Annotated in this window: 15 protein-coding genes and 1 tRNA gene; 12 read left to right on the top strand and 4 right to left on the bottom strand. The window is 73.3% G+C overall.

What is annotated here, in order from left to right:
- Positions 1–152: 152 nt before the first annotated feature.
- From ABZ464_RS34150 to ABZ464_RS34130, 5 genes are all read left to right on the top strand, one after another.
- Positions 153–1,046, top strand: a complete 894-nt coding sequence (locus ABZ464_RS34150) for an FAD binding domain-containing protein (RefSeq protein ID WP_359283559.1) — start codon at positions 153–155, stop codon at positions 1,044–1,046.
- The gene (locus tag ABZ464_RS34145; protein WP_359283558.1) at positions 1,043–2,929 is read left to right on the top strand and encodes a 2Fe-2S iron-sulfur cluster-binding protein; all 1,887 of its coding nucleotides are present in this window, start codon (positions 1,043–1,045) and stop codon (positions 2,927–2,929) included. The genes ABZ464_RS34150 and ABZ464_RS34145 overlap by 4 nt, the downstream gene beginning before the upstream one ends.
- On the top strand, positions 2,926–5,235 hold the full coding sequence (locus tag ABZ464_RS34140) for a molybdopterin cofactor-binding domain-containing protein (protein WP_359283556.1): 2,310 nt from the start codon (positions 2,926–2,928) through the stop codon (positions 5,233–5,235). Before ABZ464_RS34145 ends, ABZ464_RS34140 begins: the two co-directional genes overlap by 4 nt.
- Positions 5,236–5,361: 126 nt before the next feature.
- Positions 5,362–5,583, top strand: a complete 222-nt coding sequence (locus ABZ464_RS34135) for a hypothetical protein (RefSeq protein WP_359283553.1) — start codon at positions 5,362–5,364, stop codon at positions 5,581–5,583.
- 125 nt (positions 5,584–5,708) lie between these two features.
- The gene (locus ABZ464_RS34130) at positions 5,709–6,899 is read left to right on the top strand and encodes an SUKH-4 family immunity protein (protein WP_359283551.1); all 1,191 of its coding nucleotides are present in this window, start codon (positions 5,709–5,711) and stop codon (positions 6,897–6,899) included.
- Here the strand turns inward: ABZ464_RS34130 and ABZ464_RS34125 are convergent.
- Positions 6,896–9,271, bottom strand: coding sequence for a lamin tail domain-containing protein (locus tag ABZ464_RS34125; RefSeq protein ID WP_359283715.1), 2,376 nt, complete (start codon positions 9,269–9,271; stop codon positions 6,896–6,898). The genes ABZ464_RS34130 and ABZ464_RS34125 overlap by 4 nt on opposite strands.
- Positions 9,272–9,562: 291 nt before the next feature.
- On the opposite strand from ABZ464_RS34125, the gene ABZ464_RS34120 reads away from it, so the two are divergent.
- Positions 9,563–10,051 carry a DUF6083 domain-containing protein gene (locus ABZ464_RS34120; protein ID WP_359283549.1) on the top strand — a complete coding sequence of 163 codons (489 nt, stop codon included), beginning with the start codon at positions 9,563–9,565 and terminating at the stop codon, positions 10,049–10,051.
- A 76-nt stretch (positions 10,052–10,127) separates the two neighbouring features.
- Here the strand turns inward: ABZ464_RS34120 and ABZ464_RS34115 are convergent.
- Positions 10,128–10,199 (bottom strand) — tRNA-Cys (locus tag ABZ464_RS34115).
- Between the two features lie 208 nt (positions 10,200–10,407).
- On the opposite strand from ABZ464_RS34115, the gene ABZ464_RS34110 reads away from it, so the two are divergent.
- The 6 genes from ABZ464_RS34110 to ABZ464_RS34085 all read left to right on the top strand — a co-directional run bounded on the left by ABZ464_RS34110 (position 10,408) and on the right by ABZ464_RS34085 (position 16,354).
- Entirely contained in the window at positions 10,408–11,886 is a 1,479-nt protein-coding gene (locus tag ABZ464_RS34110) for an MFS transporter (RefSeq protein ID WP_359283546.1), read from the top strand.
- 77 nt (positions 11,887–11,963) lie between these two features.
- A complete protein-coding gene (locus ABZ464_RS34105) occupies positions 11,964–12,200 on the top strand; it encodes a hypothetical protein (RefSeq protein WP_359283543.1) in 237 nt (78 codons plus the stop codon).
- Positions 12,197–12,583 carry a type II toxin-antitoxin system death-on-curing family toxin gene (locus tag ABZ464_RS34100; protein WP_359283540.1) on the top strand — a complete coding sequence of 129 codons (387 nt, stop codon included), beginning with the start codon at positions 12,197–12,199 and terminating at the stop codon, positions 12,581–12,583. The genes ABZ464_RS34105 and ABZ464_RS34100 overlap by 4 nt, the downstream gene beginning before the upstream one ends.
- Positions 12,584–12,703: 120 nt before the next feature.
- On the top strand, positions 12,704–14,506 hold the full coding sequence (locus ABZ464_RS34095; protein WP_359283537.1) for a DEAD/DEAH box helicase: 1,803 nt from the start codon (positions 12,704–12,706) through the stop codon (positions 14,504–14,506).
- A gap of 322 nt (positions 14,507–14,828) precedes the next feature.
- A complete protein-coding gene (locus ABZ464_RS34090; RefSeq protein WP_059202790.1) occupies positions 14,829–15,470 on the top strand; it encodes a helix-turn-helix domain-containing protein in 642 nt (213 codons plus the stop codon).
- A gap of 92 nt (positions 15,471–15,562) precedes the next feature.
- Positions 15,563–16,354, top strand: coding sequence for a S16 family serine protease (locus tag ABZ464_RS34085; protein ID WP_359283534.1), 792 nt, complete (start codon positions 15,563–15,565; stop codon positions 16,352–16,354).
- Here the strand turns inward: ABZ464_RS34085 and ABZ464_RS34080 are convergent.
- Together ABZ464_RS34080 and ABZ464_RS34075 are read right to left on the bottom strand one after the other, a co-directional pair.
- Positions 16,344–16,544 carry a hypothetical protein gene (locus tag ABZ464_RS34080; RefSeq protein WP_359283713.1) on the bottom strand — a complete coding sequence of 67 codons (201 nt, stop codon included), beginning with the start codon at positions 16,542–16,544 and terminating at the stop codon, positions 16,344–16,346. The genes ABZ464_RS34085 and ABZ464_RS34080 overlap by 11 nt on opposite strands.
- On the bottom strand, positions 16,544–17,143 hold the full coding sequence (locus tag ABZ464_RS34075; RefSeq protein WP_359283531.1) for a winged helix-turn-helix domain-containing protein: 600 nt from the start codon (positions 17,141–17,143) through the stop codon (positions 16,544–16,546). The genes ABZ464_RS34080 and ABZ464_RS34075 overlap by 1 nt, the downstream gene beginning before the upstream one ends.
- Between the last annotated feature and the right edge of the window lie 64 nt (positions 17,144–17,207).

Genomic DNA, 17,207 nt, shown 5'->3' with positions numbered 1-17,207 from the left:
CATCTCCTGGGTGAGGTGGGCGAATGCCTCCTAGCGGACCCCCGTCTTCGGGTGTGGCGAACATGTGCCAGAGTTGCCACGTCCGCCCTGTCAGCACGTACCGTACGGCGCACAGGCGGACCACGTGGGGCAGCGGGAAGGGGCAGCCGGTTTTGAGCACGCATGCACCGCAGGCGGCGCAGGCCGTCACGCTGCCGACGACGCTGGACGAGGCGGTGGCGGCCCTCGCGGCCATGCCCGCCGCCGTGCCCGTGGCCGGCGGCACCGACCTGATGGCCGCCGTCAACTCGGGACAGCTCCGGCCCGCCGGACTGGTCGGGCTCGGCCGGATCAGCGAGATCCGCGGCTGGCAGTACCAGGACGGTCACGCGCTGCTCGGCGCCGGGCTCACCCACGCGCGCATGGGCCGCCCCGACTTCGCCGCGCTGATCCCGGCGCTCGCCGCCGCCGCGCGCGCCGCGGGCCCGCCGCAGATCCGCAACGCGGGCACCCTGGGCGGCAACATCGCCAGCGCTGCCCCCACCGGTGACGCGCTGCCCGTGCTGGCCGCCCTGGAGGCGACGCTGATCATCGCGGGCCAGGGCGGAGCCCGCCGGGAGATCCCGGTGTCGCACCTGCTGGCCGGCGTGGACATGCTGCGCGGCGGCGAACTGATCGCGTACGTGCGCGTGCCGCTGCTGCACGCCCCGCAGGTCTTCCTGAAGGCGACCGGCCGCACCGGCCCCGGCCGCGCCGTCGCCTCCGTCGCGGTGGTCCTCGACCCCGCCCGGCGCGGCGTCCGGTGCGCCGTGGGCGCCATAGCGCCGATGCCGCTGCGGCCCCTCGACGCCGAGCAGTGGGTCGCCCGGCTCATCGACTGGGACAACGGCCGCGCGATCGTCCCGGAGGCGCTGACCGCGTTCGGCGAGTACGTCGCCGCCGCCTGCATCCCGGATCCGACCCCGGGCGTGGACGGTTCCGTACCGGAGCTTCCGCCCGCCGTACTGCACCTGCGGCGCACCGTCGCCGCGCTGGCCCGACGAGCACTGGGGAGGGCGCTGTCGTGACCGACGACCAGCACGGAGAGGGCGCGCAGCCCCGGAGCGGCGGCCGCTGGGACCCGCTGCCCCAGGGCGACTACGACGACGGGGCCACCGCGTTCGTCAAGCTCCCCGAGGGCGGCATCGACGCGCTCCTGGCCGCCGACAGCCCGCTCGCCGCGCCCGGCCACGGGTACGTGCCGCCGCAGATAGCGGCCGCGCCCCCCGCGACGGACGGCACCTGGGCGGCCCCGGCCGGCGGCACCGAGTGGCCCGCGCCGCAGTTGCCGCCGGAGACCTCCGGCGGCGACCGGTTCACGTACAACCCGGGCTCGACCGGCCAGTGGAGCTTCACCGACACCGCGGCCGGTCCCGCCGACCCGGCGGGACCGCTCTCGCCCGGACGGGGCCACGACGTGACCGGCCAGTGGTCGATCCCGGTGGCCGGCGGCGACCTGCCCGACGAGTCGGGCGAGTTCACCACGTCGGCCCTGGTCGAGCAGTGGGGCGGCACCCCGCCGGCCACCCTGCCGGGCGGCGCGGCCGCTCCCTGGGCGACCGGCTCCACCAACGGCGCGGGGGAGAACTGGGCCCAGCAGGCGCAGCAGCCCGGCATGGCCGAGGCGGGGCACACCGGCGTCCAGGAGACCGGCCGGCCGGCCCCGGACACGCCCGCGTTCGGGCACCGGCCGGAGCGGGGCGCGCCGCACGGCACCGGGCACGGGACCGCGTACGGGCTGCCGACCGAGACGGCGCACGACAACGGCCACACGCCCGCGTACGGCACCACCCACACCCCCGCGCACGACGTCCGGCACCCGCCGGTCCACGGCTCGGACCACCCGCCCGCGTCGCACGGCACGGACCACACCCCCGCGCACGGCACCGACCACACGCCCCCGCACGGCGTGGACCACACCTCGGCGCACGCCGCCGACCACGCGCCCGCGGACTCCGTGCCGCCCGCCCGCCCTGCCGCCGAGCCCTGGCCCGGCGGTGACCCGGCCGACGCGTCCGGTTCGGCCGGCCCCGCCGAGGAGGCCCAGGAGGACGTCACGGAGGCCGAAGGGGCCGCCGGGGCACCCAGGGGCCGCCGGGACGCCCATGAGCCCGCAGAGGCCGCTCAGGGCCCCACCGAGCCCTCCACCGAGCCCCCGGCCGGACACGATCCGCAAGCCGGTCCCCCCGGTTCCGCCGACCCGGCCGGCCACGCGCGCGGGGACGCCGACGACGACACCGAAGAGGCGCCCGAGGACATCCCCCCGCCCCCGGCGGAGGAACACCCCCTCGCCTCCTACGTCCTGCGCGTCAACGGCTCCGACCGGCCCGTCACCGACGCCTGGATCGGCGAGTCGCTGCTCTACGTCCTGCGCGAGCGCCTCGGCCTCGCGGGCGCCAAGGACGGCTGCTCGCAGGGCGAGTGCGGGGCCTGCAACGTCCAGGTCGACGGACGGCTCGTCGCCTCCTGCCTGGTCCCGGCCGTCACCACCGCCGGCAGCGAGATCCGCACCGTCGAGGGCCTCGCCGTCGACGGACAGCCCTCGGACGTGCAGCGGGCGCTCGCCCGGTGCGGGGCCGTGCAGTGCGGTTTCTGCGTGCCCGGCATGGCGATGACCGTGCACGACCTGCTGGAGGGCAATCCCGCGCCCACCGAGCTGGAGACCCGTCAGGCCCTGTGCGGCAACCTGTGCCGCTGCTCCGGCTACAAGGGTGTCCTGCGGGCCGTGAAGGACGTCGTCGCCGAACGCGAGGCCCAGGCCGAGGCGGACGCCGACGGCGACGAGGCACGTATCCCGCACCAGGCGGGCCCGGGCGCCGGCGGCGTCCACCCGTCGGCATTCGAGAACCCGGCACAGCCCCACCCGCACGACCCGGTGTACGGACAGGGCCAGGACGGAGGCCAGGCGTGAGCAACGAAGCAGCCACCGCGACGACGACCGCGGAGGCCGCCCCGGCCCCCGAGCCCCTCCCGCACGGCCTCGGCGCGTCCCTGCAGCCCGCCGACGCGCGTGCCAAGACGGAGGGCACGTTCCCGTACGCGGCCGACCTGTGGGCCGAGGGCCTGCTCTGGGCGGCCGTGCTGCGCTCCCCGCACCCCCGCGCGCGGATCGTGTCGATCGACACCTCCCACGCGCGCGAGATGCCCGGTGTGCGCGCCGTCATCACCCACGAGGACGTCCCCGGCAGCCCCGTGCACGGCCGCGGCAAGGCCGACCGGCCCGTGTTCGCCTCCGAGGTCGTACGCCATCACGGCGAGCCCATCGCGGCCGTCGCCGCCGACCACCCCGACACCGCGCGGATGGCCGCCGCGGCCGTCATCGTCGAGTACGAGGTGCTCGACCCGGTGACCGACCCCGAGCTGGCGTTCGAGGCCGACGCCTTGCACCCCGACGGCAACCTGATCCGGCACATCCCGCTGCACCACGGCGACCAGAGCGCGGCCGGCGAGATCGTCGTCGAGGGCCAGTACCGCATCGGCCGCGCCGACCCCGCGCCGATCGGCGCCGAGGCAGGACTCGCCGTGCCCCGCCCCGACGGCGGCGTGGAGCTCTATCTGGCCTCCACCGACCCGCACAGCGACCGCGACACGGCCGCCGCCGTCTACGGCCTGGCACCCGATCGGGTGAAGATCGTCGTCACCGGGGTGCCGGGCGCCACGGCCGACCGAGAGGACCAGGGCTTCCAGCTCCCGCTCGGCCTGCTGGCCCTGAAGACCGGCTGCCCGGTGAAACTCACCGCCACGCGCGAGGAGTCCTTCCTCGGCCACGTCCACCGCCACCCGACCCTGCTGCGCTACCGCCACCACGCCGACGCCGAGGGCCGGCTGATCAAGGTCGAGGCCCAGATCCTGCTGGACGCGGGCGCCTACGCCGACACCTCCGCCGAGGCGCTCGCCGCCGCCGTCTCCTTCGCCTGCGGCCCGTACGTCGTCCCGAACGCCTTCATCGAGGGCTGGGCCGTCCGCACCAACAACCCCCCGTCGGGTCATGTGCGCGGCGAGGGCGCCATGCAGGTCTGCGCCGCCTACGAGGCGCAGATGGACAAGCTGGCGAAGAAACTCGGGATCGACCCGGCCGAGCTGCGGATGCGCAACGTCATGGCGACCGGCGACGTCCTGCCGACCGGCCAGACGGTGACCTGCCCGGCGCCGGTCGCCGAACTCCTCCAGGCCGTCCAGGAGTTCCCGCTGCCGCAGCTCCCCAAGGACACCCCCGAGGAGGACTGGCTCCTCCCCGGCGGGCCCGAGGGCGCGGGCGAACCGGGCGCGGTGCGCCGGGGCGTCGGCTACGGCCTGGGCATGGTGCACATGCTCGGCGCGGAGGGCGCCGACGAGGTCTCCACGGCGACCGTGAAGGTCCAGGACGGCATCGCGACGGTCCTGTGCGCGGCGGTGGAGACCGGCCAGGGCTTCACCACGCTGGCCCGCCAGATCGTCCAGGAGACCCTCGGTGTCGACGAGGTGCACGTCGCGCCCGTGGACACCGACCAGCCCCCGGCCGGCGCGGGCTGCCGGGGCCGGCACACCTGGGTCTCCGGCGGGGCGGTGGAACGCGCGGCCAGGATGGTCCGCACCCAGCTCCTGCAGCCCCTCGCACACAAGTTCGGCATGTCCACCGAGCTGCTCCAGATCACCGACGGCAAGATCACCTCCTACGACGGCGTCCTGTCGACGACGGTCGCCGAGGAACTGCACGGCAAGGAACTCTGGGCGACGGCCCAGTGCCGCCCGCACCCGACCGAGCCGCTGGACGGCGCGGGCCAGGGCGACGCGTTCGTGGGCATGGCCTTCTGCGCGGTCCGCGCGGTCGTCGACGTCGACATCGAGATCGGCTCGGTGCGGGTCGTGGAACTGGCGGTCGCCCAGGACGTCGGCCGGATCCTCAACCCGGCGCAGCTGGCGGCGCGGATCGAGGCGGGCGTCACCCAGGGCGTGGGCATCGCGCTCACCGAGAACCTGCGCACCCCGCGCGGGCTGATCCGCCACCCCGACCTCACCGGCTACTCCCTGCCGACGGCCCTCGACGCCCCGGACATCCGGATCGTCAAACTCGTCGAGGAACGGGACGTGGTCGCCCCCTTCGGGGCGAAGGCGGCCAGCGCGGTCCCGGTGGTGACGTCCCCGGCGGCCATCGCCTCCGCCGTGCGCGCCGCGACGGGCCGCCCGGTCAACCGCCTCCCGATCCGCCCCCAGGCCGCGGTGGTGACGGGCCAGTGAGCGATCCGCAGCGCTACGAACCCCCGCCGAGCGTGGGCAAGCTGCTGCTGTGGATCGTGGTGTTCGCGGTGGCGGCGCTGGCCGTGGTGCTGGGCGGCGTCTACTTCACGTGACGGACCTCTCGGCGTGAAGGGCGTCGTCCTGGCGCCGGACCCCACGGCGGTGGCCGCCCGGGAGGCCGGCCGGGACGAGACCGGGTACGGGGCCGGCTGGACGGTCGCGGGGCTCGACGGGGAACCGCGCACCCGCACCCCGCGCGTCGGGCTGTGGCCGGACACCTGCGAGTGGACGGTGGGGGAGACGGTCGAGGCGATTCTGGCGGGAAGGGAACGCGCCAGGGTGGTTTGACGTCTCATCAGTGTGGGCGGCCGCTGCCGCCGGGGCGTCGTCGCAGGTCGGGGCCGTTGTCAGTGGGCCCGCGTAGGCTGCGGAGCAGTGGGACGGCGCACGCACTTTTCACGCACGGGGGACCGATGAGCACGACCAGGAGCACCACCACGATCGTTTTCACCGATGACGAGCTGAACCCCTACATCACGCACGCCGCGACGCGCCGCTGGCTGACCGGCCCCGGACTGCCGGGCGAGGGCGGCCTGCTGACGTTCGAGGCGCTGCGCACGGACGGTCTGCGCACGGTCGCCGACTCCACCGGCGACCCCGCGGGCCGGCTGGCGGCGGAGCTGCGCGACCGCCTGGTGATAGGCGGCATCCTGGGCACCGACGGCCGCGAGCGGGAGTCCGTCCTGCTGGACGGCGCGACGGGCGAGATCTCCACGACGTACTTCCTGCACGACCGCCCCGACCTGATGGACACCCGCCCGCTGGCGCCCTCCCTGGAGAAGCTGCTGCGCTTCGCCACGGCGGTCGACGAACTCGCCGCCCTGCGCGGCCAGTTCGCCTCCTACGCAGGCCGGCTGGGCCCGCAGGCGGTCGCCGAGGCGAGCCGGCAGCTCCTCGCCGTGTTCGAGGAGGGGGCGGCGGGGGACGGGACCGGCCTCTTCTGGAAGCTGGCCGCCGTGATCCGCCCGCTCGCCCTGGTGGCCGGCCCCGGCACCGTGTCAGGACTGGCCCTGGACCTGCCGCCCCGCCTCCTGGAGGACGAGTTCGGCGGCGGCGCGGTCGCCCGCTTCGAGGACGTCGACTGCCCGAAGGCCCTCACCCACGCACCGACCCGCCGCTTCCTGCGCGAGGTGGGCCTGCCGGAGGAGGTCGTCTGGTTCTCCCTGGAGACGGACATGCCGCTGCAGACCCTCGCCGAGTACTGCGCCGACGCCTACGAGGGCGTCCTCACCGACGAGCGGCTCCCGATGAACGCGGACCGGCTGATCCGCCTCGGCCATCTCCTGGAGGACACCAGCCTGGTCGTCGACGGCGACACCGGCGCGGTGCTCAGCTGGAGCGAGCCGGACCTCGCCCTGCGCCCGCTCAACGCCGATGTCTCCACCCTGGCGTTCACCCTCTGGCTGATACGCCGCGAGAAGGCCCTGGACGCGGTGTACGAACTCACCGAGGCCTACGACCAGCTCGCCGAGACGATGTGCCGCACCCTGGCCGCCGTCGACCCGGTCGCCTGCGACCCGACCCCGAACACCCCCACCGACGACGGCTGGCGCTACTGGCCGGGAATGTTCGAGGACGAGCCGGGCGGAGGGCTGTACGCCTAACGGCACCTGTTGACGTCGATCCGCACGATCTGCGGGTCGTGGTCGCTGGCCTGATCGGCGAACTCGGCGTTGAGGTGCACCACGTCGTAGTCGAAGCGGGTGACCGCCGGGCTCGTCAGGATGTGGTCCAGGGTCTGCGAGTTGCCGTCGTACACATAGGTGTAGCGCTCGGCCGCCGGCAGGGTGGTGATCAGCGGGGTGAGCACCTTGCCCTCGGTGAGCGTGCTGACGGTCTGGGAGAACTCGTAGTCGTTGAGGTCGCCGAGGACGACCGCCTTGGCGTTCTTGTCAGCGGCGAGCAGCGACTTCACGAAGGTGTTCACCTCGGCCGCCTGCGTCTGACGCTGGGTCTCGGAGCTGCGGGCCGGCGGCTGGTAGCGGCCGTGCAGGGGCTGGTCGCCGCCCTTGGAGGTGAAGTGGTTGGCGATCACGAACACGGACTCGCCGTGGAAGACGAACTCGCCGACCAGCGGCTTGCGGCTGCTGCTCCAGGCGTCGCTCGTCGGGTCGATCCGGCCGGGGGAGTAGGTGAGGTGCACCCCCTTGCGCGTCTTCACCACGCTCGTGCCCGTGGTGGCGTCCCCGCCGGCCCGGTCGGTGAAGGAGACCCGCTTGGGGTTGAACAGGAAGACCTGACGGATGTTGCCGCCGGGCTCGCCGCCGTCCTGGTCGTTGGTGGGGGCGATGTAGCGCCACTGATAGCGGGGGCCGCCGGCGGCGCGGATGGCGTCGGTGAAGCGGGTGAGGGTGGCCTCGGAGGTGACGGTGCCGTCGTCGGTGGCGCCGTTGTCGTCCTGGATCTCCTCCAGGGCGACGATGTCGGGAGAGCTGAGGTTGACCGCGACCCCCTGGGCGAGCCGGTCGAACTTCGTCTGGTCGTCGAGCGCGTCCAGGTTCTCCACGTTGTAGGTGGCGACGGCCAGCTCGTCGCCCTTCTGGCGGCGGGTCACCTCCTGCTTCAGCCCGTGGTCGACGCGGGTGCCGAGCTGGGTGGCCTGGACGTTGTAGCCGCCGTAGGTGGAGTAGTCGAGCGGCCCGGTGGTGGTGCCGGACAGCTCGTCACCGACGTCGGCGGCCGGGTGGGCGGCGGCGTCGAGCGACATCACCTCGATCCGCCCGGTGTTGGGCTGGTCATAGCTCGAGTACAGGGTGCCGCCGCGCACGGTCGGGCTCTCGTCCGGCTTGACGGTCACCCACATCTCGCCGTACGAGTTGGCGGCGCCGACCACCCGCGCGTCGGAGAACGCGACCCGCATGCCCTCGTTCGCCTCGTAGAAGTCCTGGGCGTACACGGTCGGTTCGAGGGCGAGGGACTCGATGCTGCCGCCGCCGGCCACCGGGATGTAGCCGGACGGCACGCTCGTGGCGTCCAGGGTGACGGCGGCGGGCAGGGCGTTGCCGCCGGACAGCACGGTCGCCGTCGGACCGGTGAGCTCGGTGACGGACTGGCTGGTGCTGCTCGGGTAGTACTCGCTGACCTTGCCGCTGACCAGCACCGAGTCACCGACCGCGACGGTGGGCGTGACGGACCCGGTGTAGACGAACACCCCTTCACTCGTACGAGGGTCGGAGTCGGCGGTCGGATCCTGGATCCAGTACCCCTTCGACCCGGACGTCCGGACGCCGGTGACGATGCCCGGGACACGGGTGACGGTCTGCCCGGCGAGCGGGGAGAGGCGGGTGGTGCCCTGGATGTCGTGGATGCGGACGGTACCCGGCTGGGTGGGGTCGTCGCCCCCGCCGCCCCCGTCACCGTCGCCCGAACCGGGGGTCTGCCCCGCGGAGTTCACGGGAGAGGGCGTCCCGGCCGCGAGATCGGCGGCGTTGTCGTCGGTGTCGGCGAGGGAGGCGGCGCGGGCCACGGAGGCGGTGTTGGAGGCCCCGGTGACCGGCCCGCTGCCCTCCCGGACGACCGCGCTGCCGTACCCCACGAGGTCCACGATCCGGCTGTCGGCGGCGCAGTCGGCGGCGGTCTTGCAGGTCAGCGCGGTGGTGCCGGAGACGAGCGCGAGGGTGCCGCTCGTCGCGCTCATGGCGACGGAACCGGTGGCGTCGGCGGTGGGCAGCGCGGTCGTCCCCCCGGACCCCGCCGCCTCGGCGACGAGGAACCGGCCGCCCGGCGCCACGGACCCGCCGAGCGTGGTCACCTGCCACTGCGAGGAGGAGGACGGCGAACCGGGCAGGTACTGCACGCTGTACCCGCTCAGGTCATAGGCCGCCGACCCCGCGTTGCCGAGCTCGACGAAGTCCCGGGTCAGGGTCGCCCCCGAGTTGCCGCCACCGCCGTACACCTCGGAGATCACCACCGTGGCGGACGGCGTCGCATACGCGGCGGGAAGGGAGACGATGCCGAACGCACCGGCCACACCCACGGATATGAGGGCGTGCGCGGCACGGCGCGAGCTGCGGACGGCGGGGGTTCCGGTGGACCTGGGGGCTCTGCTACCTGCGGGACTGGACACGCTGGCGGTCTCCTCGTACGTCGTCGGGTACGGCCGGGGTGGTGTGGGGGAGGCCGCAACAAGTTACGCGCGTAGAGAAGAACTCGCCAAGAGGGCGTAGGTTAAATCCGGGGAACGGAACGGCGGTTGTGCACGGCGGGCGCTCTCCTGCGCCCGGTTTGCGCTCTCCCCCCGCCCAAATGGTGCATGCACGCTCGAACCATGGGGGAAACGGACGAGTCGAGCATCATCCCGATTCCGGGCTCTGACGCGCACCGGCAGCCATCACCGGACAAACCGCAGTCATGGGAGAAGGCCGACCGCGCCCAGGCGGCACTGGAGGGCGCCACGGGACCCGAGCCGCCCGGTCCGCCCGTCTGCCCCGACTGCGGGCTCGCCGGTGAACGGCGTCCCACGTACTACGGCGCCCATGTCCTCCTGGAACCCGGCCTGTCCGCGCCCGCGCACATGGTGCCGGCCTGGCATCGCTGGTACGTCGACTCCAATGGGATCGGGTGGAACAGCCGGGAGGACGAGCCCGAGCCGGGAGCGGTGTGCCGGATCCCGCACCGGATCGCCTGCCCCGGCCTGGAACTGGAGGAGATCGGGCTGTGGCGATGGCTGGACGCGGTGCGCGGGGAGAACGCCCGCCACGCACAGCGCAAGGCGGACGAGGACGCCGTTCCGGGAGCGCTGCCGGACGCGGGCTGAACAAACCGGATGCCCGAAGGGCGGCACCCCGTACACGGGATACCGCCCTTTTGTTTTGCCTGGTCAGGCCAGGTAGAGGCCGTGGCGGGAATTGAACCCACGTACCTCGCTTTGCAGGCGAGTCCCTAAGCCACTCGGGCACACGGCCGGGTCGGGAGCGGGGGGTTGGGCCCCGTTCCGTCTCGGTGAGATGACCGTATGGGCCGGGTGGAGGTCGGCTCAAGGGGAACCGGGGCGCTGCAACGAGGCTGCCATGCTGCGTTCATGAACGGGGGGAGGCGTACGACCAAGGAGGTAGGTCGAGCTCCGACTTCTGACAGGGGTCAATGTCAGTGGCGGACCTTACGCTTGCGGGCATGGCAGCCCTGGAACCCCGCGACGCCGGTGTCGTAGACGAGTGTGTGAGTGCCGGCGCGTCCGAGGGGGAGCGTGTCCTCGGGCGGGCCTATCGGGCGCTCACCGTCGGGATCGTCTCCGTGGTGCTGCTCATCGCCTTCGAGGCGACCGCGGTGGGGACGGCCATGCCCGTCGCCGCCCGGGAACTCGGTGGGGTGGCGCTGTACGCCTTCGCGTTCTCCGGGTACTTCACCACCAGTCTGTTCGGGATGGTGCTCGCCGGGCAGTGGTCCGACCGGCGGGGTCCGCTCGGGGCGTTGGGGAGCGGGATCGCCGCCTTCGGGGCCGGGCTGGTGGTGGCGGGGACCGCCGGGAGCATGTGGGTGTTCATCCTCGGGCGGGCCGTGCAGGGGCTCGGCGGCGGGCTGGTCATCGTCGCCCTGTACGTGGTGGTCGGGCGGGCGTATCCGGAGCGGTTGCGGCCGGCCATCATGGCCGCCTTCGCCGCCTGTTGGGTGGTGCCGTCCATCGTGGGGCCCTTGGCGGCGGGGACCGTGACCGAGCAACTCGGGTGGCGGTGGGTCTTCCTCGGGATACCCGTGCTCGTCCTGCCGCCGCTGGCGCTCGCGCTGCCGCAGATACGGCGGCGGGCCGGTGGAGCCGTGGGGGAGGGGCCCGTGCCCTCCTTCGACCGGCGGCGGATCCGGCTCGCCCTGATGATCTCCCTCGGGGCCGGACTGCTCCAGTACGGCGCCCAGGAGCTGCGGCCCCTCTCCCTCCTTCCCGTCGCGGCCGGGCTCGCGCTGCTCGTGCCCGCCGTGCTCGGGCTGCTGCCGCGCGGGACCTGGCGGGCGGCCCGCGGGCTGCCGTCCGTGGTGCTGTTGCGCGGGCTCGCCGCGGGGGCCTTCATCTCCGCCGAGTCCTTCGTCCCGCTGATGCTCGTCACCGAGCGGGGGTTGAGCCCGACGCTCGCCGGGTTCTCGCTCGCGGCCGCCGGCGGGACCTGGGCGCTGGGGTCGTGGGTGCAGACCCGGGCCTGGGCGGAGCCGTACCGGGAGCGGCTGATGACGGCCGGGATGGTGCTGGTCGCCGGGGCCATCGCCGCCGCGCCCAGTGTGCTCGTGCACTCCGTGCCGGCCTGGACCGTGGCCGTCGCGTGGGGGATCGGGTGCTTCGGGATGGGGCTCGTGGTCTCCTCCACCAGCGTGCTGCTGCTGAAGCTGTCCGCGCCCGAGGAGGCCGGCGCCAACTCCGCCGCGCTGCAGATCTCCGACGGCCTGTGCAACGCGCTGCTGCTCGCGGCCGGCGGTGCCGCCTTCGCGGCGCTCGGCGGGGGAAGCGTCGCGCACACGGTCGGCTCGGCCGGCGGTTCCGCGGCGGGGACCTCGCATCCGGCCGCGTTCGCCGCCGTCTTCCTGCCGATGGCCGTCGTGGCATTGATCGGGGGCTGGGTGACCACGCGGCTGCACGAGCGGCGCCCCGCACAGCCGGCGGCTTGAGTACCGCCCCGCCTCTTCGGATCCCCGCCCCCTAAAACCCCTCGCCCTCCGCCTCTCCCCTTCCTACCCTCACCCCCATGCAGCCCCTCACCCCCGCCCGGCCGGCCGGCCGGTCCACCGTTCTCTCCCTCCCCCTCGACCCTGACCTCCACCGCGCCCTCGCCGACCTCGCGGACGCCACCGGGTGCCGGCCGGAGGACCTCGTGCTGGAGGCCGTACACGAGCGGCTGCGTGCGGAGGAGGCGCGGGTGCGGGAGACCGCCGAGCGGCTGGCCGAAGCCCACGCCGACCTGCTGCGGAGGCTCGGGGAATGAGCACCCGCCCCACCCGGCATCTCACCGTCGCCGAGGTCGCCGACATCGCCCGGATCGCCTTCGGTGGACGCGCCCCCGAGGCCCGCGCGCCGGGGCTGTTCGTCTCCGCCGTGCACCGGCCGCGGGCCCGGATGTTCGGTACGGCCGCCTACGAGGACCTCCACGAGCAGGCCGCCGCGCTGCTGCACGCCCTCGCCACGAACCACCCCCTCGTGGACGGCAACAAACGCGCCGCCTGGCTCGCCGCCGTGACCTTTCTCGCTCTGCACGGCGTGGACCTCGCCGGCTGCGACCAGGAGGCCGCGTACGACCTGGTCATCGATGTCGCCTCCGGCGCGGAGGCCGAGATCGGGGTGATCGCGGAGCGGCTGCGGGCGCTGTGACGTGGGTCCCACCCTGCGCCGCCCCGGCCCCGTTCGAGCGCTGCCGGTGCCGGGCCGCCGGTAGGGTGGCCCGGTTGTCATACGTTGCCGTGCCGAGCCCGACCCCCGAACCCGGAGACCGTGACTACCACCGCCGCCACCTCCACCTCGCACTCGCACCACCTCTCTCCCGCCTTCCCGGGCCGCGCCCCCTGGGGTACCGCCAGCAAGCTGCGGGCCTGGCAGCAGGGGGCGATGGAGAAGTACATCCAGGAGCAGCCGCGCGACTTCCTCGCCGTCGCCACACCCGGCGCCGGCAAGACGACCTTCGCGCTGACCCTCGCCTCCTGGTTGCTGCACCACCATGTCGTGCAGCAGGTGACCGTGGTCGCGCCGACCGAGCATCTGAAGAAGCAGTGGGCGGAGGCGGCGGCGCGGATAGGGATCCGGCTGGACCCCGAGTACAGCGCCGGACCGCTCAGCAAGGACTACCACGGCGTCGCGGTGACGTACGCGGGTGTCGGCGTGCGGCCGATGCTGCATCGCAACCGCAGCGAGCAGCGCAAGACCCTCGTCATCCTCGACGAGATCCATCACGCCGGTGACTCCAAGTCGTGGGGCGAGGCGTGCCTGGAGGCGTTCGAGCCGGCCACCCGCCGTCTCGCGCTCACCGGTACGCCCTTCCGGTCCGACACCAACCCCATCCCCTTCGTGACGTACGAGGAGGGGACCGACGGGATCCGGCGGTCCTCCGCCGACTACACCTACGGCTACGGCTCGGCGCTCGCGGACCATGTCGTGCGGCCGGTCATCTTCCTCTCCTACAGCGGCAACATGCGCTGGCGGACCAAGGCCGGCGACGAGATCGCGGCGCGGCTCGGCGAGCCGATGACGAAGGACGCGATCAGCCAGGCGTGGCGTACGGCCCTGGATCCGCGCGGTGAGTGGATGCCGAGCGTGCTGCGCGCCGCCGACCAGCGGCTCACCGAGGTCAGGAAGTCGATCCCGGACGCGGGCGCGCTCGTCATCGCCTCCGACCAGGACTCGGCGCGGGCGTACGCCAAGCTGATCCGGGAGATCACCGGCAGCAGGGCGACCCTGGTGCTCTCCGACGACGCCGGCGCGTCCAACCGGATCGACGACTTCAGCGGCAGCACCGACCGGTGGATGGTCGCGGTGCGGATGGTGTCCGAGGGCGTCGACGTGCCCCGGCTCGCGGTCGGGGTGTACGCCACCACCATCTCCACCCCACTGTTCTTCGCGCAGGCCGTCGGGCGTTTCGTACGGTCGCGGCGGCGCGGCGAGACCGCGTCCGTGTTCCTGCCGACCGTGCCCGATCTGCTGGGCTTCGCAGGCGAGATGGAGCGCGAGCGCGACCACGCCCTCGACAAGCCCAAGAAGGACGGCGAGGAGGACCCGTACGCCGAGGAGGAGAAGCTCCTCCAGGAGGCGGAGAAGCAGCAGGACGAGGACACCGGCGAGCAGGAGCAGTTCGCGTTCGAGGCGCTGGAGTCCGAGGCCGTCTTCGACCGGGTCATGTACAACGGCGCCGAGTTCGGGATGCAGGCCCACCCGGGGAGCGAGGAGGAGCAGGACTATCTCGGCATCCCGGGGCTCCTGGAACCCGAGCAGGTGCAGTTGCTGCTGCAGAAGCGGCAGGCGAAGCAGATCGCGCACAGCAAGAAGAGGCCTGACACCGAGGCCGATCTGCTGGAGCTGCCGGCCGAGCGGCGGCCCGTCGTCTCGCACAAGGAGCTGATGGAGCTGCGGCGGCAGCTCAACACGATGGTCGGCGCGTACGTCCACCAGAGCGGCAAGCCGCACGGGGTCGTCCACACCGAGCTGCGGCGGGTGTGCGGGGGGCCGGCGAGCGCGGAGGCGACGGCGGGACAGTTGCGACAGCGCATCGCCAAGGTCCAGGAGTGGGCGACCCGGATGAAGTGAGGCCCGCTCCCGGCGGGCTTCCGGCGTGCTCCAGGCGGTCCGACATATCACGGCAAAAGTGCGGCAAATACTAGTAGTCCATACCGGCCATTGACCGGATTCTGGACGTTCTCTTCCGCTCAGCGAACCTGCTTCGCTACTGTCCCGCTACGCACACGCCCCGTGGCAGCGCCGCCGCGGAGCGCAGCCGTGAAGCGACCGGGCCCGGACATGCCGGGCCCCTCTGCCGATCGGCGGCCTCTTCAGCGCGTCACTGACGGGACTCGGTGGCGCATCCGCCGCGACAGGGGCTGCCGACCTCACCACTGAAGGAGTGGGCGTCGTGACCGCGGAGACTTCCCAGACGCTCGACCGGGGCCTGAAGGTCCTCAAGCTGCTGGCCGACACCGACCACGGGCTGACCGTCACCGAGCTCTCCCAGAAACTGGGCGTGAACCGGACCGTCGTGTACCGATTGCTCGCCACGCTGGAGCAGCATGCCCTCGTACGGCGTGATCTCGGCGGGCGAGCCCGGGTCGGCCTCGGGGTGCTGAGGCTGGGCCGCCAGGTGCATCCGCTGGTCCGGGAGGCGGCGCTGCCCGCGCTGCGTTCGCTGGCCGAGGACATAGGGGCGACCGCGCATCTGACGCTGGTGGACGGGGCGGACGCGCTGGCCGTGGCCGTCGTCGAGCCGTCGTGGACGGACTATCACGTGGCGTACCGGGCCGGGTTCCGGCATCCGCTGGACCGTGGGGCCGCGGGGCGGGCGATTCTCGCCGCGCGGCAGAGGCTGGCGGGGGAGCCGGGGTACACGCTCACGCACGGGGAGCTGGAGGCGGGGGCGAGCGGTGCCGCGGCGCCGCTGCTCGGGGTGACCGGGGTCGAGGGCAGTGTGGGTGTGGTGATGCTGGCGGACGCGGTGCCGGAGCGGGTGGGGCCGAGGGTGGTGGACGCGGCGCGGGAGGTGGCGGAGGCGTTGCGCTGACGCCCGCGGGGCGCTGGGGTGCCGGGGGTGCGTACCCGCGGGGTGTGCACCTGAACGGCGGGGTGCACACGCGCGCCGGTTACATTGACCCCGTGCTCTCTCGTCTCACGCGTTTCCAGGCCGTCGCCGTCTGTGCTGTGCCCCTCGTGGGGCTTCTCACGACGGCGGTGTTCGCGCCGCTGCCGTTCTCGGTGGCGCAGCCCGGGATGACGGCGAACGTGCTGGGTGAGAACCAGGGCGCCGAGGTGATCACGATCTCCGGCGCGCCCACCCGGGACACGTCGGGGCAACTGCGGATGACGACGATCGAGGCCACCGGCCCGGACGCCGACGTCCGGCTCGGCGATGTGATCGACGGCTGGTTCCGCACCGACCAGGCGATCATGCCGCGCGACTCGGTCTACCCCAGCGGGCAGTCCACCAAGGAGATCGAGCAGCACAACACCGAGCAGATGGAGGAGTCCCAGGACGCGGCCACCGAGGCCGCCCTGCGCTACCTCGACCGTACGGACGACGGCATCAAGGTCACGCTGAAGCTGTCCGACGTCGGCGGCCCGAGCGCGGGGCTGCTGTTCTCGCTGGGCATCGTCGACAAGCTCGACGGCGACGGGAACGGCGGCGATCTCACCGGCGGCCGCACCATCGCCGGTACGGGCACCATCGACGCGGCCGGAACGGTCGGCGCGGTCGGGGGCGTCGCCCTGAAGACGCAGGCCGCCCGCCGGGACGGGGCGACGATCTTCCTGGTGCCGAAGGACGAGTGCGGCGACGCCAAGTCCGAGCTGCCCAAAGGCCTCCGGCTGATCCCGGTGACCACCCTCAAGGGGGCGGTGAACGCGCTGACCGCCCTGGAGACCGGCAAGGGGTCCGTGCCTAGCTGCTAGGCACCAGGGCGGCCGGCTTGGGCGTGGCCAGCCGCAGTCCCACTTCTACGAGGGTCCAGCCGAGGCGGGTGCGCAGGGCGCGGGGGTGCCGGGCGCCGGCCGCCGACGTGGCGAGACGGTGGGCCGCGGCTAAGGCGTGCAGCTCGGCGGCGCGGGCGTGGTGGAGGGCGAGGTGGGTCTCGGGGGTGATCACCGGGGCGTCTCCTGGTCCGTGGTGAGCGGGAAGGCGTGCGTGTGCAGGCGGACCTGCGCGGTCTCGGCGTCGTCCGCGTCGGCGGAGCGGGCGCGGTACGTCTCGATCAGCTCGTGCATCTTCTGTGTGAGTTCACGGGTGAGCTGAGGAGTCAGCCGTAGCGTCGCGCTGCTCATGTCCCAGGCGCGGTTCCAGTCCTCGGGCCAGGAGGCGCGGTTGCCCAGCCAGGTGGACAGGTCGCGGGTCTGGGTCGTCGCGACCTCGTGCAGATACATGTCCGCCGCTCCGCGTACAGCGGGATCGGCGTCCACGAGCAGCGAGTCGTCGAACAGCAGGCCCCGGTGGGCGGCCTTCCACCACCGCTCCCGGCCCTTGCCCCGCGCGGGATCGTCCTCGACGAAGCCGTGGGCGGCGAGCTGGCGCAGGTGGTAGCTGGTGGCTCCGCTGGACTCGCCCAGCTTCTCGGCGAGTTGGGAGGCGGTGGCGGGACCGCCGTAGCGCAGGGCGTCGAGCAGTTGCATGCGCAGGGGATGCGCCAGCCCCCGCAGGGAGCGCGCGTCGAGTTGACGGACCTGTGGATCCCGAGGCTCGGTCATGCATGCAAAACTACCGTTGCAAAGAACCCTTTGCAACGCCTTCTTTGTAAGTCGGTCTCACCGA

This window comes from Streptomyces sp. NPDC005820, from assembly GCF_040630255.1.
In the GTDB taxonomy this organism is placed as follows: Bacteria; Actinomycetota; Actinomycetes; order Streptomycetales; family Streptomycetaceae; genus Streptomyces.
The sequence above is the reverse complement of the archived record's forward strand: the minus strand, read 5'-3'. Positions and strand labels throughout refer to the sequence as shown.